The following is a 20,990-nucleotide window of genomic DNA, read 5'->3' as shown; positions in this document are numbered from 1 at the left end:
CCCTGTTCGCCCCTTTGGCGCTGATCCCTGCCGCACCCCGTATTCACCGCGCCCCGCACCTGTCATCGGTGCGCTCCACAACGCGGGGCCGTCGTGTTCCCAGTCGTGTTTCCAAGAAAGGCATGGCCACAATGAACGAGCAGTCACACAGAAGCATGAGCCGCCGGTCGGTCCTGCGGGCGGCCGGAGCCTCCGCGCTCGCGGCACCCCTCGCGGGGAGTCTGCTCACCGGGTGCAGCACCAAGTCGACCCCGTCGGCCAAGCCGAACACCACGGTGACCGTCACCTCGTACGGCGGCTCGTACAACGACCAGCTGACGAAGACCCTGCTCAAGCCGTTCGAGAAGAAGTCGGGTGTGCGCCCGTCGCTGCTGGCCAACACCAGCCTCGCCGGGCTCAAGGCCCAGGTCCAGTCCGGCGATGTCCAGTGGGATCTGGTGGAGTTGACGGCACCGGAATACCTCCAGGCCGTCGATGAGGGGCTGTTGGAGAAGCTGGACTACGGCGTCATCAGCGACAAGGGGCTGCCCGCCTATGCGAAGGCCGACTACGGCATCAAGTATCTGAGCTTCCTGTTCGTGATGGCCTGGGACCAAAAGCACATCCCCGACGCGCAGGCGCCCAAGAATTGGGAGCAGTTCCTGGACCAGGGGCGCTACAAGGGCAAGCGATCCGTCTACGCGCAGTTGTCCGACAGCTCGATCCTGGAGGCGGCACGACTCGCGGCGGGCGTACCCTTCGACAAGATCTACCCCCTCGACGTCGATGCCGCCCTGAAGTACCTGGCCCAGCACCCCGGGCGGGACGGACTGATCTACCACACGGCCAATCAGGAGCCGATCCAGCAGCTGACCTCCGGTGAGGTCGCGCTCTCGACCAGCTTCAACAACCGGATCAGCGCCGCCCGCAAGGACGGGGCAAGGCTCAACTTCACCGCGAGCAACAGTGTCGTCGCGGGTGACTACTTCGTGGTCCCCAAGGGCGCCAGGAACAAGGAGGCGGCCTTCCGGCTCCTGGACTTCATGAGCAACGACGCCGCGGCCGGCGCCGACTTCATCCAGACCACCAACCTCACCCTCGCCAACACCCCGGCCCTGGCCAAGCTGCCTTCCTCGGTGGCCGATTCGCTGCCCACCAGCCCCAAGCTGGCGCACTCCATCCTGGTACGCGACGACGCCTGGTGGGCCAAGAACCTCAAGGCGACCGAGCAGCGCTTCAAGCTGTGGCAGGCGGGCAGCTGATGACCTCCACCATCACGCCTGCCGCGGCGTCCGCATCCACTTCCGCCGGTGCCGGTGCGCCGCGGCGGCGCCGGCGCCTGCGCGGCACCTGGTTGCTGCTGCTGGCGCCCGTACTCGCCTTCGACGTCGTACTCTTCCTGACGCCGCTCGGCAAACTCGTCGCGGCGAGCACGCACGGCCACGCCTACCAGCGCGTGCTGAAGGACCCGCTGGTGTCGCGGTCGCTGCTCAACACCTTTGAGATCAGCGCGCTGTCGACGCTCGCCACGGTCGTGCTCGGATACCTGCTGGCCGTGGTGATCTGGCGGCGCGGGCCGCTGGCGCGGGTCATCCTCTTCGCTCTTGTGCTGCTGCCCTTCTGGACGGGCGTCCTGGTGAAGAACTTCGCCTGGGCGGTCCTGCTGCAGGACAACGGGCTGGTGAACACCGCACTGCAGGGGCTCGGCATCACCGACGCCCCGCTGGCCCTGCTCCACAACCGTTTCGCCGTGGTGCTCGGCATGGTGCACTACCTGCTGCCGTACGCCGTCTTCCCGATCTTCGCAGCCCTGACCGCCATCGACGACCGGCTCGAACTCGCGGCCCGTTCGCTGGGGGCGGGCGAGGCGTCCGTCTTCCGCCGGATCATCCTGCCGCTGACCGTGCCGGGCGTCTCCGCAGCCGGTCTGCTGGTGTTCATCATCAGCACGGGATTCTTCATCACGCCCGTCGTGCTCGGTGGCCCCGGCGACATGATGATTGCCAATCAGATCGATTTCTACGCAAGGCAGTTGACCGATTTCGCCGGTGCCTCGGCACTCGCGCTGCTGTTGACCGTCATTGTCAGCGTGCTCGTCGCGATATACCAGCGGATCCTTCGTGCAGGAGGCGAATATGAGGCTCGCTAGACCTCGACATGTGTCCTCGCTGATCGCCTCGGTGCCGGTCTTCGTCTTTCTGGTCGTGCCGACGCTGATCGTGCTGCCGGTGGCGTTCACCGGCAGCCGCTACATCACCTTCCCGCCCCGGCAGTTGTCCACCGAGGCGGTCACCGGCTTCTTCAGCGATCAGGCGTGGATGTCGGCCCTGTCCGCCAGCCTCCAGGCCGCCGGTGTCGCGGTGGTGATCGCGGTGCTGCTCGGCGGGACGGCCGCGGTGGCGCTGCACGGGCGTACGTTTCCCGGGAAGGCGGCGATCACAGGCCTGCTGCTGGCACCGATGATCGTGCCCGCGGTGGTGCTGGCTCTGGCGTTCTACCAGTTCTTCATCTCCGTCGGCATGGTGGGGACGGTCCTGCCGATCGGCCTCGCCCATGCCGTGATCGCCGTGCCGTACGCCTTCCTCACCGTGCGGGCCAGTCTCGCCGGGCTGAACCCGGCGCTCGTCCGCTCGGCGAGCAGCCTGGGCGCGGGAGCGTTCTCCGTCATGCGGTTCGTCTATCTCCCGGTCATCCGGCCGGGGCTCGTCGCGGGGGCCCTGTTCGCCTTCTCGGTGTCCATCGACGAGACGGTCATTGCGCTGTTCCTGCAGTCCCCGAACGCGACGACGCTGCCGGTGAAGATGTTCACCGACATCCAGTACAACCTGACCCCGAAGATCGCCGTGTCCTCGGCGATGCTCGTCACCGTCGCCACGCTCGGTCTGCTCGTACAGGTCTGCTTCACCATCCGCCGCCGCTCCGTCGCGCGGCTGCTCCCCTTGACCGCCCCCGAACAGACAGGGTGATCCATGACGACCACGACCACGACCACGACCACACAGCAGACCTCCGCCTCGGCTCCCCACGAGGAGTGTCGGGGCGCCATCGAGCTGCGGGGCGTCCGCAAGATGTACGGGAATGTCGCCGCCGTCGACGATCTCGATCTGGCGGTCGAACCCGGCGAGTTCGTCACCTTGCTCGGGCCGAGCGGTTCGGGCAAGACCACGACGATGATGATGGTCGCCGGCTTCGAGGAACTCACCTCCGGCACCGTGCTGATCGACGGCGAACCGGTGGACCGGCTGCCCCCCAAGGACCGCAACCTCGGCGTCGTCTTCCAGAGTTACGCGCTGTTCCCGCACATGAGCGCCGCCGAGAACGTCGAGTTCCCGCTGCGCATGCGAGGGGTGCAGCGCGGCGAGCGGCGCACGCGCGCGGAGGAGGCGCTCGCCCGGGTCGGGCTGGCCGGGCTCGGCGACCGTCGTCCGCGTCAGATGTCCGGCGGCCAGCAGCAGCGCGTCGCGCTCGCGCGTGCCCTGGTGTTCAACCCCGCGGCCCTTCTCCTGGACGAGCCGATGGCCGCCCTGGACAAGCGCCTGCGCGAGCAGATGCAGGACGAGGTCAAGACCCTGCAGCAGTCGCTCGGTATCTCCGTCCTGTTCGTCACCCACGACCAGGACGAGGCCATGTCCATGTCCGACAGGATCGTGGTCATGCGCGACGGCAGGATCGTGCAGGAGGGCGCCCCCGAGGACGTGTACGCGCATCCGCGTACCGACTGGGTGGCCAACTTCCTCGGCGACACCAATCTGCTGCCCTGCACGGTGCTGGAACGCAAGGACGGCGAGGCCGTTGTCGACCTCGGTGCCTGGGGAGTGGGCCGGGTTCGGGACCGCGGGGCCAAGGGCGACGCGTACGCGGTCTCCATCCGCCCCGAGCATCTGCGGTTCGTCGACGCCGACCGCTGCGAGAACCGCGGCTCCGGCCGGGTGCTGTCGTCCACCGGCCTCGGCGCCACGATCCGTCATCGGCTGCACGTGGGTGGCCAGGACGTGGTCATGCGCGAACTCGGCACGGGCTCGCGCGCGACGGGCATCCTCGACAGCGAGGTGACGGTCGGCTGGTCCCCGGAGGAGGCTCAGCTGCTCGTCCTGGAGCCCTGAGGACTGCCGGGACGGGGTACTTCAAGGTGGTTTCGCAGCGGGTCGCTCGGGCCCGTCGCGGAACTCATCGCAACGAGGTGCGCCCGTCCATGGCCCGTGCGGCCACCCACAAGGCGATCTGCGTGCGCGATCGTACGCCCAGTTTGTCGCGGACCTTGTCCAGATGCGTGGCGACCGTACGTATCGAGAGACCGAGCCGGTCCGCGATGTGCCGGTTGGTCAGTCCGTCGGCGACCAGTTCGGCCACCATGAACTCCCTCGCGGTGAGCGTGGACTGGTCGTCGACGACCTGTCCGGCGTCCGTCCTCGTTCGGTGGTCACCATCCCTGTTCCGCAGGGCGTACGCGACAAGCCGGTCCCCGAGCAGCCGGTGGCCGCCGCTGACGGCCGCGTCCCGCGCGGCCGCCGACAGCCGTGTCCTCGCACGAGTCGCCGTCTGTTCCACCTGGCGGCGCCATGGAGCCTCGGGCTCGGTGTCCAGCCTGCGGCGTGCCTGCGCACTCGCCTCGTACAGCCGTAGGGCTCGCTGCAGGTCGCCGCTCTCGGCGGCCACGAGGGCCAGGCCCTCAATGGGGTACAGAGCGTGGAAACTTGCTTCGGGGACGATCCGCAGGACTTCCGCGAACAGCGCCTCGGCGCTGTCCAGCCGGCCCAGAGCCAGCCGCACGGCGCCCGCGGTGTGCAGAGCGGCCGCGGCCCGGCTCCACGGCGCGTGCTCCCTGAGCACCGGCAGGCAGCGGGACATGAGCGCGTCGGCCTCGAGTTCCCGGCCGGCTTGGAGCAGCGCCCACGCCAGGTGATGGGTGCACCAGGCCGTGTCCTGCGGTTTGCCGAGCGCGGCGACGAGGTCCAGGCAGGCGCGCAGATCCTCGACGGCCGCGGCGAATTCGCCGCGGCACAGCCGTGCCGCGGCCCGCGCGTCCAGTGCGTTGGCGAGGCCGGCAGGGTGGTTGCGGGTGCGCTCCAGGTCCACCGCCTGCTCGCCGAGGCGCAGTGCCTGTGCCAGGTCGGCCTGCTGGCAGGCCACGCGAGCGGCGAGCGCCGGCACCGCACCGCCGAGCGCCCGGCCGTCGGCCTCCTGCAGAAGTCCGCTCAGCAGCGTACGGGCGGCCGACGGCTGCTCCTGCTGGAAGTGCACCCGAGCCAGTTCCAGCGCCAGCCGCACGTGCGAGCAGCTGTCGCGGCCGGTCGTCCACGCCAGGGCCGCCGCGAGATTGTCCCGTTCGACGGCAAGCGGGCCGCCGGCCTGGTCGGCGAACACCTCGTCGCCCACCCGCTCCGCCAGATCGATCAGCCACTCGGTGGCCCGTTCCCAAGTGGTGTGCAGCTCGCCGGACGCGTGCAGGCGCTCCAACGCGTAGACACGGATGGCGCCCAACTGTCTGAATCGCGCGGGCTGCGCGTCTCCTGGCACACGTGCGATGAGGGACTTGGCCTCAAGGGCGCACAGGACACGGAGTATCTGCCGCGGTGCGATGCCGTCACCTGCGCAGACCGCCTGCGCCGCAGCGGTGTCGAAGCCGCCGACGAGGACCGCGAGTCGCCGGAAGACGGCCTGCTCCGCCGGTTCTAGCAGCCGATGGCTCCAGTCGATCGCGGCGACCAGTCCGCTGTGGCGCGGCGGCCCGGTTCTGCTTCCGTCGGTCAGCAGAGACAGCTGGTCGTCCAGTCCGGCCAGGATGTCATACAGGGGAAGGGTGCCGACCCGGCGAGCCGCCAGCTCGACGGCGAGAGTCAGACCGTCCAGTCGGCGGCAGATCTCGGCAACGGCCCGGCCATTGTCGCGGCGGAGCGTGAATCCGGGTGCGCAACTCGAGGCACGTTCGACGAACAGCCGGACGGCATCCGATCGCAGCAGGGCTATCGGGTCCTCCCCGGCGTCGGCCGGTGGCAGGGACAGCTCGCCGACCCTGAACACGATCTCGCCGGGTACCCGCAGGGCCTCCCGGCTGGTGGCCAGGATCCGTAGCCGAGGGCAGCGGCCGAGGAGCGCCGCGGTCAGTCGGGCGCACGGCTCGGCCAGATGCTCGCAATTGTCCAGGATCAACAGCCGGGAAGCGTCGCCGATCGCGCGGGCCAGAACGTCGAGGCCGGATGGTCCCGCCCCTTCGCCCACGGCGAGCGCGGCGGCCACGGACTGCGCCAGCAGAGCGCCGTCCTGCAGTGAGTCGAGTTCGACCAGGTCGACACGTCCGTCACGGCCGGGCAGGCCCTTGGCGAACTCCAGCGCCAGGCGCGTCTTTCCGACGCCGCCGGCACCGGTCAGCGTGACCAACCGCGAGGTCCTCGGCAGGCTGCGCAAGCGCGACAGTTCCTGCCGTCGGCCGACAAAGGAGTCGAGCGCCCGTGGCAGATCGCGCGCCTGGGCGATCGAGGAGACAGCGGCCGACGCGGCAGGTGATGCAGGTGACGCGGCCGTCAGGGCCCGACGGGAATCCCCGCGCGCCGCCCGTTGCCTGAGCGCCCGTTGTCTGCACGCGTTGGAGCAGTAGCGAGCCGGGCGACCGCCGTGCGGTCTCGGGGTCAGCGCTGCGCCGCACACCTCACACGTCTGCCTCCGGCTCATCCTCGATTCCTGGCCGCACATTCCACGGACGAAACACTGACGGTGGCGCCCCGAAGCGGAGTGCAGGGCAGTCCTGCACTCCGACCATCGCTGGTGGGACCGGGTCAGGGCGTGGCGGCGGGAGCTATACCGAGTACGACGGTGCCGGTCACTCCCTTGCTGAGGTCGCTGCCCACCGGTGTGATGGTCAGCAGGGTCGAGGATCCGCCGTTGCGGTAGATGCCGTCCCTCGCGTTGAGCGTGCGGGTGGCCGTGTTGTTCCTGTAGGGGGCCAGAGCGGCGACCCTGGTGTTGTACGTCTCCGGGAAGTAGAGCTGGCCGGTGTGGGCCACGTGACCTCCCCGGTACACCCCGCCGGAAACGGTCCCGCCGACATGTGTCTTCACGTGGATGTGCAGGGCACGGCCGACGTACCAGCCCGGGTAGACCGTGGTGAATTCCGCGACACCGGCGGAGTCGGTCAGTTGGACGCCGCGCAGGAAGGTCGTATCCGGGGTGGAGCCGCCGGCCACGTAGCCCGAGTAGATCCCCAGCGCGTCACAGTGCCAGATGTCGACCGCTGTGTTGGGCAGCGGGGCGCAGGTTGCGGTGTCGATCACCGTGACGCGGAGGGTGAGCGGGACGCCGGCCTTGCCCTCGGTGATGTTCTTGCGGACCGTTTCCAGGTCCAGGTAGTAGGGCCCCTCGGTCTGTTCGGGCGTGAGGACGCAGGCGGCGGCCGGCTGGGCGGGTAACTGGGCTGCGGCGTTCCGGTCCGTGGCAGCGGTCGGCTCTGCGGCCGCGGAGCCCGTCAGCCCGAGGGCGGCCACTCCGAGGGTCGCCCCGCCGAGGGCGGCGATGACGGATCTGCGGGTTGCGCGGGCCGGACCGTCGGCGGGCTCAGGGGCGCGCTCCGGTTCCGCGGACAGGGGGTGGGGGGTATCAGTCATGCTTCGACAGTGGCGCGTGCGGCGGTCCAGGGCATCGATCAGATGACCGGTGAATTGGGCGTGTTACGAAACTCGGCGCGCCGACGTCCCACCGCCCGCGGACGGGTCCGGAGCATCGCCGGGTGCGGGCCCGCGTGGAACACGCCTTCGCCCGCATGAAGCACTACAGGATCCTCCGCGACTGCCGGCAGCGCGGAGAGGGTCTCCCCCACGCCGTCCAAGCCGTCGCCCGCATGCACAACCTCGCCCTTGCCGCACCAGCACGCCAACAGCCCACCTCAGGCTGTCTGATCACGGCCTTCTGCAGCACGCTTCAGTAGGGAACCGTCCCGCACCAGGTCTCCGCCCAGGCGGAGGCACCGTATTTGTTGGCCGCGCGCACCGCGACGCAGATCTCGTCACCGGAGTACGGGCCCTGGATCGTGTAACTGGTGTTGCCCGTGGAGTAGACGGTGTCGACGTTCTTCTCGGTAAAATTGCTGCCCTTGTTGGTGTAGTGGATGTCGTAGCGGGTCGCTCGGGACACCGCCGACCAGCTCACCTTGAGCGGCATGGAGCACGCGCCGACGCAGGAGTTCGTGTACTCGACCCTGTAGCTCTTCATGGCGGGCGGCGCGGAGCCGGTGGACGAGCCGCCGGAACCGGTCGAACCGGTGCCGTCCGTGCCCGAGGAGGCGGTTGAGCCCCCTGCGTCCGAGTCCGAGGAGCCGGAGGGCGAGTCGCCGGAGGCGGCTGAAGTCCCTCCGGGCGTTTCCGAACTCCCGCCGTCACCCTGCTCCTTGGGCCTTTCCTTGACCTTCCCGCTGTCCTTGCCCTTCCCTCCCTTGGAAGGTGAGCCGCTCGGCCTGCTCGGCGAGGTGCTGCCGTCGGGGGTGGCGCTCACGCTGCTGTCGGGCGACTCGGCGTGCGCTCCGTCGCCGCCGCCGCTCCAGGGCTGGAGTACGGCCAATGTGCCTCCGCCGACGGTGAGAACGACGACAACGGGCAGCGCGATGATCGTCCGGCGCCGACGGGGGCGCCGAGCACGCTGCTCCTCCCGCTCGGAGCTGTTGCCCGCCTGGACGACAACGGGCGGCTCGGCCTGCGGGCGCAGGCCGACGGTCGCCCGGTCCGCGGGCTTCTCGCGCAGTGGCTGCACCTCGGCGTCGAGCAGCCGGGCGGCCTGCTGTGCGAGGTGCGTGACCACCTCGGCGGGCAGCCACGCCCGCCCGGCGGTCTCCGGCCCGACCTGCTCGAGATCCGCCAACAGCCCGTCCACACCCGGCCGTTGCTCGGCGTCCTTGGTCAGAGACCGCGCGATGAGCGACCGGAGAGCGGGATCCTCGACCCCCTCCAGATCCGGCTCTTCCTGCACGATCCGGTACATGACGGCGTGCTGGTTACTGGCCCCGTGCCCGAAGGGCAGCCGCCCCGTCGCCGCGTACGTGAGCACGCACCCGACGGTGAACACATCGCTCTTGGGCCCGGCGCTCTGCCCGCGAATCTGCTCCGGCGACATGAAACCGGGCGACCCGACGACCATCCCCGTGCTGGTCAGCAGCGACTCGACGGAGGTCTCGAGGGCCCGCGCGATCCCGAAGTCGATGACCTTGGTCCCGTCCACGGTCAGCATGACGTTCGAGGGCTTCAGGTCGCGGTGCACGATCCCCGCGTCATGGATGTCCTTCAGGGCGCGCAGCAGCCCGTCGGCGAGGGTGTGCAGCGAAGCGGTGGGCAACGGCCCGTGCCTCCGCACGACTTGCTCCAGCGAGAGACCCGGCACATACCCGGTCACCACCCACGGGGGCTCTTCGTCGGGCCCGGCGTCGAGGACGGGCGCGGTGTACCGCTCGGCGACCCGCCCCGCCGCCTCGATCTCCCGCCGGAACCGCGCCCTGAACCGCTCGTCGGACACATGCTCCTCGTGCACCACCTTCACGGCGACGGTGCGCCCGCTGTCCGACCGCGCGAGGAACACCCGCCCCATGCCGCCGGCACCGAGCCGGCCAAGCAGCAGATACGGCCCGATGCGTGCCGGGTCGAAGGCGGTGAGCGGCTTGATGCCCCCGTCGACGTAGTCCTCCCGCTCGCTGCGCCCGTCCCCGTTCGTACCGCTCATGGTGGTATGGGTCCCCCGAACTCGTTCCGCATGGTCATCAATGCAACGTCGTTGAGAATAGGGGCCGTTGATGATTCCGGTGAAACCGAGGACGTCCGGAACGGCCGGGACGGTTCTACTCCTGCGGCAAGCAGCACCGGCGTCCAGGCCTGGTGAGGACGGCAGCCCGCTGCCGCCCTACATGGCGTGCGACGTGGACGGCGGAAGAAGAACATGGCGCGGCTCGCCCACGATTGGGTGACCTACTGGCGGGCGGCAAGCTGCGCAACAACTCTGGAGTCAAGGACTCTCACACGCAGGAGCCTCACCGCGGCCTTCACGTCCCGCGCGCCCAAAGCCGTTGCGCCGTCCGGCATGCCGGAAGGCAGGCCGGACGGCGCAACGGAGTTGAACGTGTGGGTCAGTGCGCCGCGGTTGCGGCGCCGGTCGTCGTGCCGGTGGTGGCTGCCACCGGACGAGGTGACAGGAGACGTTCGGCGAGGTGGCCGAAGACCAGGCCGAAGGACACCCACAGCGTGGCCTGGATGGCCAGGGCCGCCAGGCGGAACTGCCACAGCAGGGTCGCCGAAAAGTCCTTGGGCACTTCGTTGATCGCCGGCAGGAACGCGTAGGCGAGACCGACGGCCGCGACGAAGGCCGCCGCCGCGGCCACCGTGGCGTACCAGTTGCCCAGGCGCGGGGCCAGGCGCTTGCCGAGGATCGTCGCCGCGACGGCGAGGAGCACGCTCAGCGCGACCATCAGGAAGTACAGCGTGGTGCGCTTGCCGATGGTGTCGGGGTCTCCCACCGACGGCGGGTTGGCCGGGTACTTCAGGAACGGCACGACGTATACGGCGATCAGCGCGCCCAGGGAGACCAGGGCCGCTGTGGCGCGCGGACCGAAGCGGCCGATGCGGCCCAGGGCGACGCAGACGGCCAGGCCCGCGATGCCGCCGATGGCGACGCCGTAGATCAGGACACCGGTGGCCAGACCGGCGGTCGACTGCATGGTGCGGCTGACGAGTTCGACGCCGTGCTCATGGCTGTGGCCGTCCTCGTAGGCGATGGCGGAGTCCACGCGGGGCTCGCCGAGCAGGTAGGCGACGATCAGCGCCAGCACGCCGGCCGCGAGGCCGGCGAGCATGCCGCGGACGAGTAGCGCCCTTACCGATATGGAGTTCATGATTTTTCTTCGATTCCCCCGGGGACGAGGCCGAGACTGTGAGCGGTGTCAGCTGTGTCAGTGGCAGGGGAAGCCGAGCAGGTGGCGGCCGTCGTGCACCCACTCGTGCACGTTCTCGCCGGAGATCAGGGCGGTGGCGCCCTGCTCGGCACCGACGAAGTACAGGAGGATCAGCGCGAGGATGCCGATGAAGGCGGCCCACGGCGCGATCGCCTTGAGGGAGATGGGGGTGATCTCCGACACCTGGGGTGCGCTCGGCGCGGGAATGGCGGACTGGGCCATGGAGAACCTCCTGGGAACAACGCGTCCCGGTCATTGGTGCACTTCCGACGGCCTGGGTCTGACTCGCCCGGCGGTGGCCCCGAAGTGCGGGTCCTGTGCCGGACATACAGTGGCGCGACCGTGCCGGGTTCTCACCGGACTTCCATACGCCGTCGATGTCCATGAGACCGTAGCGCGCGGCGGCCACGGCCGCTACGGCGCACGTGGCGGAATGTGCGCCCCTACGTGGGCGAATCGGTACAGATGAAAGGAAAGTTGGTGGCGCGTATCACCATGCTGTCACCGGCGGTCAACGCGGCCCTGCGACAGGTCCGGTTCGACGACGCGCCGCTGGACGAGTCGGCCGCGCAGCGGGCCCGTGCGGCCGCGGGTGCTCTGCCGCCGCAAGAAGTGATGTGCACCGCCCCGTCGGAGCGGTGCCGCGGTACCGCCGAAGCCCTCGGCCTGGATGCCGCTGTGGTACGGGAGTTGCGGGATCTCGATGTGGGTCGTTGGCGGGGCCGATCGCTGGACGACGTCGCCCAGGAGACCCCGGAGGAAATGGCCGAATGGCTGCACGATCCGGCCGGGGCGCCGCACGGCGGTGAGTCGGTGCTGGATCTGGTGGACCGCGTGGGGAACTGGCTGGAGTCGTGGTCCGGACACGGCGGGCGGATCCTCGCCGTCGCCGAGCCCGCCGTCGTGCGGGCGGCCCTTGTGCACGCTCTCGCGATCCCGGCGCAGACCTTCTGGCGGCTCGACGTGGCCCCGCTGAGTGCGACGGAGCTCAGCGGCCGGTCGGGGCGGTGGAATCTGCGCTGCGGGCGGCCGTTGACCGCAGCGGGGTAACGGGTGGTGTGGCCACGTCGACCTCAACGCGTGTTCCCTGCTCATCGTGGGTTCTCCCTGGCGCTGGGGCGAGGGACCGCCGTGCGTGCGTTCCCGCGCGGCGGCCCCTCGCATGTCAGGACTCGGTGCCGGTCGGGGCCCGCAGGAGAACAACATGCGGGCGGGCAGCGCGTTGACCTGGGAGGTCAAGTCCCAGAGCCCGCAGGTAAATTCTCTCCGAGCCCTCGGGGTGGAGCGGACCTGGCGGGCGGCGATGACGAGGTTCTCCAGGGAGGCGCGGGCCTCGGGCCGGCCGCGGGTCTTCAGGCCGCAGTCGAGGTTGACCCGGAGTCGTTCGCTCGGGATTACCTCAAGTCCCCTGTGCGACAAGTTAGTTGCCTCGGTGGCGCCGGGGATGCGCGGTGAGTGGATGTCGTAGATGCTGGGGCCGACCGCGCGCGGGTGACAGACCGCGGCGAGTTCGTCGACGACCGGGACGACGACTTCGCTCGCCCGCCGTGTGGCCGACAGCGGCGGATCAGGCGGCACGGCGGGCGAGCGGGGCGCCCACTGTTCCGTCGGCCCTTGTGGGGACGAGAGTTGCCCGCCCTTGGGTGATCAACGGTGCACCGTCTGGGTGATACGCCACAGGCGACGGGGCAGGTCGCCTTCCTCGAAGGGGAAGACATCTTCCAGAGTCCAGCCGTCGGCGAGTGCGTCGACCAGGTCGCGGGAGAAGTAGTGCACGGCGAAACCTCCATGCTCGTAGATGTCATCGCCGTGAGCGGTGCCGGCGCCGTAGTGGGCGTCACCAGTGTGCCGCACGGTGTAGACGAACACGCCGCCCGGTCGCAGGACGCGGCGGACCTCGCCGACGAGAGCGCGGATCTCCGCGGTCGACAGCGCCATGCACAGCAGCATGTGCGCGAAGACCGCGTCCACCGAGGCGTCCGGAAGAGGCAGCGGGTCGCGGACGTCATGCAGGACGGTGGTGACTCGCCCTGTGACGTCCTGGGCCTTGGCGCTCGCCCGGAGCTGGTCGAGGCCGGTGGCGCTGAAGTCGGTGGCCCGCACGGTAAAGCCTTCGCGCGCGAAGTAGAGGGCGTCGCGGCCGTGGCCGGCTCCGAGTTCCAGTACGTCCCTCGCCCCTGCCGCACGAAACACTGCGCAGGCGTGGACCGCGGGCGCGGACGGCTGCTCGCCGTACATCCCCGGATGCGCGGTGTACGTGTCCTGCCAGTGCACACGCTGGGCCTCGGCCAGTTCGTTCTCGTCCGCCATGACTCCTCGGTTCCCACGTCTGCCTGAAGCCCGTCAGGAGCCGGGCATCCTCGCCGCTATCGTGCCAGCAGGTCCCTGAGTGCTTCGGCGATGTCGGTGGGAGCCTCCTCGGCCATGAAGTGGCCGCACGAGACGGTGGAGTGCCGCAGGTCGCGCGCCCACGCGCCCCACAGGGCGGCGGCTTCATAACCGAGCGCGGCGCCCCAGTCCTGCTGGAGGACGGTCACCGGCATGGTCAGCTTGTTGCCGGCCGCGCGGTCGTCCTGGTCGTGTTCGACGTCGATACCGGCGGATGCGCGGTAGTCGGCGACGATCGAGGGCACCGCGTTGCGGCAGGCCCGGAGGTAAGCGGCGCGGATGTCGCTCGGAATGGCTTCGGGGTCGTTGGCCCACAGATCGAGGAAATGACCGAAGAAGGCGTCTGGGTCGGCGGCGATCATGCGCTCGGGCAGCCCGGCCGGCTGGGCCATGAGGTACAGGTGGAAGCCGACGGCCGCACTCCTGCCGTGCAGCGCTTCCCACATGTCGACCGTCGGCAGCACGTCGAGACACGCCAGGTGGGTGATCACATCGGGGTGGTCCAACCCCGCCCGGAGGGCCACCAGGGCTCCGCGGTCGTGACCGGCCAGGGCGAAGCGGTCGTGTCCCAGCTTCCTCGCCAGGGTGACGATGTCGCGGGCCATGGTCCGCTTGGAGTAGGTGTCCGGCCCGCCTTCCACGGGCTTGTCACTGTCCCCATAGCCGCGCAGGTCGGGGCAGATGACGGTGTGGTCGGCAGCGAGGTCCCTGGCGACGTGCCGCCACATCAGATGGGTCTCGGGGAAGCCGTGGAGAAGCACGACCGGCGTGCCGGACCCGCCCACGGCGACGCTGAGGGAGACATCGTCGGCCACCGCTACGCGCTGATGGCCGAAACCGGTGAGGGTGGGTTCCATGGCTGGGCTCTCTTCGTTCCCGTGGGGCTTGGTCATCCGGCTGTCCGCGACGTGTCCCGGTCACCCGATGTGTCCAGCGTGCGGGGCCTCAATGAGCAGCCGATGAACGCCGGACACGCTGTACGTTGGGCCGGGAGCGGGAGCAGCAGAGAAGGACGGACGCCGGCATGAGCGTGGACTTCGGGGTCCTGGGGCCCGTCCTGGCCTGGGACGAGACCGGAGAAACCGTCCCGCTCAAGGGCCCCATGCACCGCGCGGTGCTGGCCCGTCTCATCGTCGCCCGCCGACAGGTCGTACCGGTCTCGCGGCTGGTGGAGGATCTGTGGGAGGAACCGCCCGCGGACGCGGTCGGCACGATCCGGACCTTCGTCGCCGGCCTGCGCCGCTCCCTCGAACCCGACCGGCCGCCTCGGGCCCCGGCGCGGCTGCTGGTCACCGAAGGCCCCGGCTACGCGCTACGGGCAGCGCACGACGATGTCGATGCCTGGCGGTTCGAGAAGGCCGTGGGTTCCGGGGCCGGTCTTCGTCCCGCTGACCTCGTGTCCCGGCTCACCGACGCGTTGGGATCGTGGCGGGGGCCCGCCTACGCCGATTTCGCGGACGAGCCGTGGGCCCGCGTGGAACGCTCCCGCCTGACCGAACTCCGCCTCCATGCCGTCGAGCGCCGTGCCGAAGCCCGGATCGCCCTGGGCGCGGCCGCCGAGGCCGTACCGGATCTCGATGCGCATGTTGCGGAACATCCATGGCGTGAAGAAGCCTGGCAGCTTCTCGCACTTGCCCTGTATCGCTCCGGACGGCAGGCGGACGCGCTGTCCGTGCTCCGTCGCGCGCGGCAGATGCTCAGAGACCACCTGGGCGTGGATCCCGGCCCGAGGCTGCGCCGGCTGGAAGCGGACGTACTGCAGCAAGCCGATCACCTGGACCCGGGGCCCGGCGGTACGGCGGACCAGGTCTGGGCTCAGGCGGCAGCAGCCTACGAGAGCGCCGTCGCCTCCCGTGCCCGGACCCGGCTCGAGTCCACCGCCGGCCTGATGCGCGACCTGGCGGTGACGGGAGGGGGCGGGCTGGAGGCCGCCCGACGCCACCGGGTTGCGGCCGTGGCCGCGGCGGAGCAGCTGGGCGACCCCGAACTCACGGCACGCGTGATCGGCATCTACGACGTGCCCGCGATCTGGACCCGGTCGGACGACCCGGTGCAGGCCGCGTGGTTGGTGGGGGCAGCGGAACGGACCTTGCAGCTCCTGCCCGCCACGAACCAAGGCGGGACACATGGACGGCTGCCCGCCACGAACCAAGGCGCGGCACATGGACGGCTGCTCGCCACCATCGCCGTGGAGTCCCGCGGAACACTCCCCACCGAACCCGCGACTGCGGGAGCAGGTGCACGCGCCTTCCAGGCCGCCCGGCAGGCCGAGCAGATCGCACGGCGCCTCGACAACCCGTCGCTGCTGGCCTTCGCCTTGAACGGCGTCTTCATGCAGACGTTCCACCGGGCCGGTCTGGCTGCCCGTCGCGACGCGATCGGCGCCGAAGTGGTGTCCCTGTCCGCGCGCGACAACCTCGTCACGTACGAGGTACTGGGCCACCTCATTCGCCTTCAGGCACGATGTGCCCTCGCCGACTTCTCCGGAGCCGGCCGGCACGCGGCGGCTGCGAACGCGCTGTCCGAACGACACGAACTACCGCTCGTGTCCGTCTTCACCACGTGGTACCAAGCATTGCGCGCCGCCATGACGCAGCCTCTGCGGGCGGCCGAATCCGCGTACGAAGAGGCCGCAGGCCGCTTGGACGGGGCCGGTATGCCGGGGCTGCAACGCGGTCTGCTGCCGCTGGCCCGGCTGAGTCTCTACGTCCGCCACGGCAAGCCGGCACTCATCGGCGAGATGGACGGGCAGACCGATTGGGGTCCCTACGAACCCTGGGTGCGCCCCCTTCTGCTCGTTTCCCAAGGGAACGACGACGATGCCCGCCAGGCGCTGCGGGACATCGCTTCCCCGCCGCGCGATCTGATGTTCGAGGCACTCTGGTGTCTTCTCGCGCAGGCAGCGATCAGTGTGGGCGACCACACGGTGATGCGGCGTGCGTACACCCAACTGGAGCCGGCTTCCGCCGAACTCGCCGGAGCCGGAAGCGGTCTGATCACCCTCGGACCGGTGTCCGAACAGCTCAAAGCGCTGGCCTCGGCGCTCGCCCGCCCATAGCGCCTCGCGGCACGTGTGGCTTCATTCAGCGTAAAGGCGTCTGCATTCTTCCGACAAAGTGCAAGGGCGGCGGGTAGCCTCCAAGCCGCATTCCGCGAACTCGCAGCGAAGGAGATCCACATGGCGTTACGCCGATCTGCGCTCAACCTTGCCGCCGCGGCGGGCCTGGCCCTGTCCGCGGCGCTGACGGCACCGGCCGTCGCGGCGGCTCCGGCGACGCCGGCAGCGCCGACCACGGCCGCCGCCCGGACCGCCACGGTGGACATTGAGGACCAGAGCGGCAGCTACGTCTACGGCACCTTGACCTGGTCCAATCGGGCGGTCGGCTTCCAGGGAGTGCTGATCGCCAAAGGCTGCCGAAGGGCGTGGTTCAGCACGTACGATGCCTCTGACAACCCGCTCGCCGCCAGGAGCACCAGTACTCACTGCAACACAGCGGATTCGATCCCCCCGTTCTCGATTCCCGCGAATGTCGTCGGCGGCGCTGCGTACGTCCGGGTCTGTCTCGAGGACGAATACGCCGTCCCCACTACAGGCTGCCAGGTCTACTTCCCGAGCTGACCAATTACTGGCCGTTTCCCCCACGGCTGGAATCGGTGGGGGAAGCGGCCAGTAAGCCAGCTCGCTCCGAAGCCATGATCCACGTCGCGGCGATCGACCTCATAAGCCGCAGATTCACCCGTGAATCCGCCCCGAACTGGCGCGACACCCAAGCCTGGAACCAAACACGACTGGCCGGAAAAACGCTCTTCAACAAAGGAGAGCCGCGATCCTCCGCGCACCGTCCGACGAAGTCGTCGTCAGCCGGGCCCACGACCCGTCCCGGAAGGAGATCTTGAAGTCGGACTCGGCCATGCTGAATCGCTTGATCTCCGCGCCGACGATTTCCTTCCGAGGCAGCGACCAGAGGACGGCCTCGGATCCCGGAACCTTCTCGCCACCGCCCCATGCGAGGAACCGACTGCCCCGCGCCGTGTCCTCGTACGACGTGATGCGCACGAGGCCATCAGACTCGTCCAGTTCGATCTCGGTCACCATGCGCCAGGACCGCCTGGAGGGGTCGAGCTGCCAAGGCAGCGTACGAGCCGTCTCGCCCACGCCCGCCCACATGACGGGGAAGTCGTCGACTTCGTTCTCGCGCTCCTCCAGCTTCCCCCGCTTGTCGGGCGACGCGGGACTGCCGAGGGCGCTGGCGATGATGTACAGCGGCAACATCAGCAGCCCGGTGACGAGAGTATGGACGTGTCGGCCGAGCTTGCCGAAGAACCCCCGCACCGCGAAGGTCTGTCCAGGGGGCCAGCCGGGCAGGTCGGGTTCTATATCGTTGCGCTCGTGGTCGCGGAAGGAGCGCCGCTTCTCCACCGAGGCGGCAGTACCACTCGCGAACTCGACCCGGTGGCGCTCCGGTTCCTCGTCCATGACCCTTCCTTCCTTGCCGCCTTGGCGAGGTCAACTATGCCAAGTGAGGGCACAGCACCCGCACCCCGGACCTGACTACAACCACCGCGGTGTGAGCCGTGCGCGGTGAGCTCGATCCTCTGGGACCGTGATGCCGTCACCGCCGACCTCACCCACAAGTGGAGTTCCGGGAATGGTGGAAGGCCACGTCAACCGCGTGAAAACCCTCAAGTGGGCCCTATACGGCCGTGAATCCTTCCGACTCCTCCGCATCCGGATCCTCAACCGGACATGAGGTTCACGGAACTCCGACAGCGTTTTGCTCTGTCCGCAGTTGCGTGACTCTGTCGGTGCGGTCGGGCGGCGCATCCACGAAACCGCGGACAGAACCCCGAGATTTCCCGGCTCTGCTGGTGATCCGCAGCTGGTTGGTTCTCAGGCGGTGTCGGGCTCAGTGGACGGAGAACCCGCCGTCGACGAAGATCGACTGCCCGGTGACGTAGCCGGAGGCGCGGCCGGCCAGGAATACCGCCGCTCCGGCGAAGTCCTCGGCCAGGCCGTTGCGCCCGACCATCGTGCGCGCGGCCAGCGCCGCCACCTTCTCCGGGTCGGAGGACAACCGCGCGTTGAGCGGTGTCATGACGAAGCCGGGCACCAGCGTGTTGCAGGTGACGCCGTGGGGCGACCACGCCTCGGCCTGCGAACGGGCCAGCGACTCCAGCGCCCCCTTGGAGACCCCGTAGACGCCGCTCTGGACGAACGCCCGGTGCGCCTGCTGGGAGGTGATGTGGATGATCCGCCCGAAGCCCCGCTCGGCCATGCCGGGCCCGAACCGCCGGCCCAACAAGTAGGGCGCCTCCAGGTTCACCGCCATCGTCGCGTCCCACGTCTCCTCGCCCAGCTCGTCCATCGGCGGCCGCAGGTTGATCCCGGCGCTGTTGACGAGGATGTCGGGCTCGCCGAACACCGCGGCTGCCTGCTCCGCCGCCGCGCGCACCCCGTCGCGGGTGCTCAGGTCGGCGCTCACCCAGGCGGCCCGGCAGCCGTCCGCCGCCAACTCGTCGACCGTGGCGGCCAGTTCCGACTCCTTGCGCGCCACGATCACCACGCTCGCCCCCGCTCGCGCCAGAGCCCCGGCAATCGCCCGGCCGATGCCGGAACTGCCGCCCGTCACCACGGCGACCCGGCCGTCCAGCGAGAACAGTTCGGAGAGGTAGTTTTGCGAGATCATGTCCGCACCCTAGACGGCGCGTCCATGGCGAGAGTGTCCAGGGCGGAACGCGGCGGGTGGGGAGATCAACCGCTCAGCTCTGGCCATCCCATGGGCGCCGTGTGGGGAATGCAGACCTCCGCCTCCCGGCGAGGCGCCTGATCGTGGTCTCCCCTTCTCGGAAACTCCCTCAGAGACGGTCGGCATCCAACGCTTCCCACTCCGGCGCCGGGATACGGAGGAGCCGTTCCATCTCTTCCGTGCCGGGCAAGGCGCCGTGATCTCCCGTCACTTTGAGCGCGGACACGGCCGTGACGTGACCGAGGCGGAGGGCTCGCGTCATGGTCACTCCTCGTACCAGGCCCGTGAGGAAGCCGGCCGCGAAGGCGTCACCGGCGCCGACCGGCTCCACGACCGTCGTCCGCAGGGCCGGCACCGTCCGGATGCCGTCCGCGGTGAGCGCGGACGCGGCGCGAGCCCCGTCCTTGACGACCAGGATCCGCGGATGCGGGAGCAGCGCGCGGATGCCCGTGGCCGTCAGTTTGGCGCCCCACAGGTCCTGCGCCTCGTCGAGCCCCACGAAGACGATGTCCGCCCGGTCTGCCAGCTCACGCAGAAGGGCGGGAGCCGCGCCGTCCGGCCACAACGCGGCGCGGTGATTGACGTCGAAGCTGACCGCATGGGGTCGCTCACCGGCGGGAACGGCGAGAGCACGCGTCACCAGGCGCCGACAGGAGGAGGACAGTGCCGGTGTGATGCCGGTGAAGTGGAGTACGGAGGCCGTGCGCACCACGTCCTGTTCCAGGAGTTCGGGACCGAGGGCGGAGGCCGCCGAGTCGCTGCGGTAGTAGTGGACACGGGTGCCGGTGGACAGCGGGTTCTTGACGAGAAGGCCCGTGGGACGGTGGGGGTCGGTGCGCACGTGCGAGACGTCGACTCCGGCGGCCGCGACGGCAGCCCGGACACGCAGTCCCAGTGCGTCGTCCCCAACGGCCGAGACCCAGGCCACGGGGATGCCGTGATCCGCCAGGTACATGGCGACGTTCGACTCGGCTCCGGCAACCGACAGGTGCAGCGCCTCGGCGTCCAGCAACGGCCGGGGCGGGTCGGGGGCCAGGGCTGCCATCGTCTCGCCGATGCACACAACCGGGTCGGTGCGGGGAAGCCAGGGGGTGTTCATGCCGGCTCCGCCGCGACCGTCGGCCGCAGCCGCCCAGCGGTGTCGAGTCGGCAGGCGGGCGCCGGTGTCCCCGGTACGTCGACCGGCACGGCGAAGAGTGCGCCGTCGTGCGGGCCGGGTGCGGCAAGACCGACGCGGGCGGTGGTGACGTGCAGGACGTCGTGTCGAAGGCAGACACCGGCGGGTTGACGCGCCGGCAGTTTCACGGTGCGGTCGAGTCGGCCGTCCGGCAGATACCGGCGTACCTCTCCCGTACCCCACATGGCGATCCAGACGGCTCCTTCGACATCGACCACCATGCCGTCGGGGCTGCCTTCGTCCACGGTGACATAGGTCTCGGGTGCGCCGAGGTGGGCGGTCATCGGGTCGACCGGGAAGCGCCGGACGATCCCCCGGGCACTGTCGGCCAGGTACATGGTGCGGCCGTCGGCGGTGAACGCGGGCCCGTTCGGCACAGTGATGCCGTCGAGGACGCGGACCACCGTGCCGTCGTGGTCCACCCGGTAGAGCGCGCCGACGCCCTCGTCGGCCTCGTAGGACATGCTGCCCGCCCAGAACCGGCCGGACGGATCGGCGGTGGCGTCGTTCATGCGCATGGGCAGCGGAGCCGTCGCCTCGGGGCGCGCCAGCCACGTCGTGGAGCCGTCGGGGGCGAGCAGGCAGATCCCCGTCCCGGCCGCGGCGATCCAGGTGCCGGGGCGGTCGGCGACGGGCGCCACCGCTCCGAGAGGTTCCGGCAGTTGAGCCAGTTCCCTCAAGGGCGCTCCAGGGTCGTCGGGGGCGCTCAGCAGCCGGCCCGCGAGGATGTCCACGAGCACCATGCCGTGCTCCGTCCAGCGGATGCCCTCGCCGAGTTCCA

18 protein-coding genes and 2 pseudogenes are annotated in these 20,990 nt (G+C 69.8%); 8 read left to right on the top strand and 12 right to left on the bottom strand.

Going from position 1 to position 20,990, the window contains the following annotated elements:
- Positions 1 to 155 precede the first annotated feature (155 nt).
- Genes ACIBK0_RS40405 through ACIBK0_RS40390 form a run of 4 tightly spaced genes read left to right on the top strand, consistent with a single transcriptional unit; the run spans position 156 to position 4,082 of the window.
- Positions 156 to 1,241: an extracellular solute-binding protein gene (locus ACIBK0_RS40405; RefSeq protein ID WP_399091595.1), complete on the top strand. Its 1,086-nt coding sequence runs from the start codon at positions 156 to 158 to the stop codon at positions 1,239 to 1,241.
- On the top strand, positions 1,241 to 2,128 hold the full coding sequence (locus ACIBK0_RS40400; RefSeq protein ID WP_399091592.1) for an ABC transporter permease: 888 nt from the start codon (positions 1,241 to 1,243) through the stop codon (positions 2,126 to 2,128). Before ACIBK0_RS40405 ends, ACIBK0_RS40400 begins: the two co-directional genes overlap by 1 nt.
- The gene (locus tag ACIBK0_RS40395) at positions 2,115 to 2,945 is read left to right on the top strand and encodes an ABC transporter permease (protein ID WP_399091588.1); all 831 of its coding nucleotides are present in this window, start codon (positions 2,115 to 2,117) and stop codon (positions 2,943 to 2,945) included. Before ACIBK0_RS40400 ends, ACIBK0_RS40395 begins: the two co-directional genes overlap by 14 nt.
- 3 nt (positions 2,946 to 2,948) lie before the next feature.
- On the top strand, positions 2,949 to 4,082 hold the full coding sequence (locus tag ACIBK0_RS40390) for an ABC transporter ATP-binding protein (RefSeq protein ID WP_399091585.1): 1,134 nt from the start codon (positions 2,949 to 2,951) through the stop codon (positions 4,080 to 4,082).
- A 64-nt stretch (positions 4,083 to 4,146) separates the two neighbouring features.
- On the opposite strand, the gene ACIBK0_RS40385 is transcribed toward ACIBK0_RS40390, so the two are convergent.
- On the bottom strand, positions 4,147 to 6,384 hold the full coding sequence (locus ACIBK0_RS40385) for an ATP-binding protein (protein ID WP_399091582.1): 2,238 nt from the start codon (positions 6,382 to 6,384) through the stop codon (positions 4,147 to 4,149).
- A 368-nt stretch (positions 6,385 to 6,752) separates the two neighbouring features.
- Complete coding sequence (locus ACIBK0_RS40380; protein ID WP_399091579.1) at positions 6,753 to 7,577, bottom strand: intradiol ring-cleavage dioxygenase; 825 nt, start codon at positions 7,575 to 7,577, stop codon at positions 6,753 to 6,755.
- A 113-nt stretch (positions 7,578 to 7,690) separates the two neighbouring features.
- On the opposite strand from ACIBK0_RS40380, the pseudogene ACIBK0_RS40375 reads away from it, so the two are divergent.
- Positions 7,691 to 7,831, top strand: a pseudogene (locus ACIBK0_RS40375) (IS5/IS1182 family transposase); the annotation flags it as partial.
- A gap of 59 nt (positions 7,832 to 7,890) precedes the next feature.
- Here ACIBK0_RS40375 and ACIBK0_RS40370 read toward each other — a convergent pair.
- The 3 genes from ACIBK0_RS40370 to ACIBK0_RS40360 form a co-directional block, all read right to left on the bottom strand.
- Positions 7,891 to 9,675, bottom strand: a complete 1,785-nt coding sequence (locus ACIBK0_RS40370; RefSeq protein ID WP_399091576.1) for a protein kinase — start codon at positions 9,673 to 9,675, stop codon at positions 7,891 to 7,893.
- Positions 9,676 to 10,075: 400 nt separating this feature from the next.
- Complete coding sequence (locus tag ACIBK0_RS40365) at positions 10,076 to 10,837, bottom strand: CbtA family protein (protein WP_399091573.1); 762 nt, start codon at positions 10,835 to 10,837, stop codon at positions 10,076 to 10,078.
- 57 nt (positions 10,838 to 10,894) lie between these two features.
- Complete coding sequence (locus ACIBK0_RS40360) at positions 10,895 to 11,119, bottom strand: CbtB domain-containing protein (RefSeq protein WP_189192273.1); 225 nt, start codon at positions 11,117 to 11,119, stop codon at positions 10,895 to 10,897.
- A 255-nt stretch (positions 11,120 to 11,374) separates the two neighbouring features.
- Between ACIBK0_RS40360 and ACIBK0_RS40355 the strand changes: the two genes are divergently transcribed.
- Positions 11,375 to 11,947: a histidine phosphatase family protein gene (locus ACIBK0_RS40355; protein WP_399091570.1), complete on the top strand. Its 573-nt coding sequence runs from the start codon at positions 11,375 to 11,377 to the stop codon at positions 11,945 to 11,947.
- Between the two features lie 231 nt (positions 11,948 to 12,178).
- Here the strand turns inward: ACIBK0_RS40355 and ACIBK0_RS40350 are convergent.
- The 3 genes and pseudogenes from ACIBK0_RS40350 to ACIBK0_RS40340 all read right to left on the bottom strand — a co-directional run.
- Positions 12,179 to 12,418 (bottom strand): annotated as a pseudogene (locus ACIBK0_RS40350) (5-methyltetrahydropteroyltriglutamate--homocysteine S-methyltransferase); the annotation flags it as partial.
- Between the two features lie 126 nt (positions 12,419 to 12,544).
- Entirely contained in the window at positions 12,545 to 13,207 is a 663-nt protein-coding gene (locus ACIBK0_RS40345) for a class I SAM-dependent methyltransferase (RefSeq protein WP_399091567.1), read from the bottom strand.
- Positions 13,208 to 13,263: 56 nt separating this feature from the next.
- Entirely contained in the window at positions 13,264 to 14,142 is an 879-nt protein-coding gene (locus tag ACIBK0_RS40340) for an alpha/beta fold hydrolase (protein ID WP_399091564.1), read from the bottom strand.
- A 167-nt stretch (positions 14,143 to 14,309) separates the two neighbouring features.
- Here ACIBK0_RS40340 and ACIBK0_RS40335 point away from each other — a divergent pair, with 167 nt between their 5' ends.
- The gene (locus ACIBK0_RS40335) at positions 14,310 to 16,343 is read left to right on the top strand and encodes a BTAD domain-containing putative transcriptional regulator (RefSeq protein WP_399091561.1); all 2,034 of its coding nucleotides are present in this window, start codon (positions 14,310 to 14,312) and stop codon (positions 16,341 to 16,343) included.
- A gap of 120 nt (positions 16,344 to 16,463) precedes the next feature.
- The gene (locus ACIBK0_RS40330; RefSeq protein ID WP_399091558.1) at positions 16,464 to 16,904 is read left to right on the top strand and encodes a hypothetical protein; all 441 of its coding nucleotides are present in this window, start codon (positions 16,464 to 16,466) and stop codon (positions 16,902 to 16,904) included.
- Positions 16,905 to 17,093: 189 nt separating this feature from the next.
- Here the strand turns inward: ACIBK0_RS40330 and ACIBK0_RS40325 are convergent, their stop codons facing one another.
- The 4 genes from ACIBK0_RS40325 to ACIBK0_RS40310 all read right to left on the bottom strand — a co-directional run bounded on the left by ACIBK0_RS40325 (position 17,094) and on the right by ACIBK0_RS40310 (position 20,952).
- On the bottom strand, positions 17,094 to 17,762 hold the full coding sequence (locus tag ACIBK0_RS40325) for a hypothetical protein (protein WP_399091555.1): 669 nt from the start codon (positions 17,760 to 17,762) through the stop codon (positions 17,094 to 17,096).
- Between the two features lie 430 nt (positions 17,763 to 18,192).
- On the bottom strand, positions 18,193 to 18,972 hold the full coding sequence (locus tag ACIBK0_RS40320; RefSeq protein WP_399091552.1) for an SDR family NAD(P)-dependent oxidoreductase: 780 nt from the start codon (positions 18,970 to 18,972) through the stop codon (positions 18,193 to 18,195).
- A 169-nt stretch (positions 18,973 to 19,141) separates the two neighbouring features.
- Positions 19,142 to 20,131, bottom strand: a complete 990-nt coding sequence (locus ACIBK0_RS40315; RefSeq protein WP_399091549.1) for a sugar kinase — start codon at positions 20,129 to 20,131, stop codon at positions 19,142 to 19,144.
- Complete coding sequence (locus tag ACIBK0_RS40310) at positions 20,128 to 20,952, bottom strand: SMP-30/gluconolactonase/LRE family protein (RefSeq protein WP_399091685.1); 825 nt, start codon at positions 20,950 to 20,952, stop codon at positions 20,128 to 20,130. The genes ACIBK0_RS40315 and ACIBK0_RS40310 overlap by 4 nt, the downstream gene beginning before the upstream one ends.
- Positions 20,953 to 20,990: the final 38 nt, after the last annotated feature.

Source organism: Streptomyces sp. NPDC050564, from assembly GCF_044457265.1.
Lineage (GTDB): Bacteria > Actinomycetota > Actinomycetes > Streptomycetales > Streptomycetaceae > Streptomyces.
The sequence above is the reverse complement of the archived record's forward strand: the minus strand, read 5'-3'. Positions and strand labels throughout refer to the sequence as shown.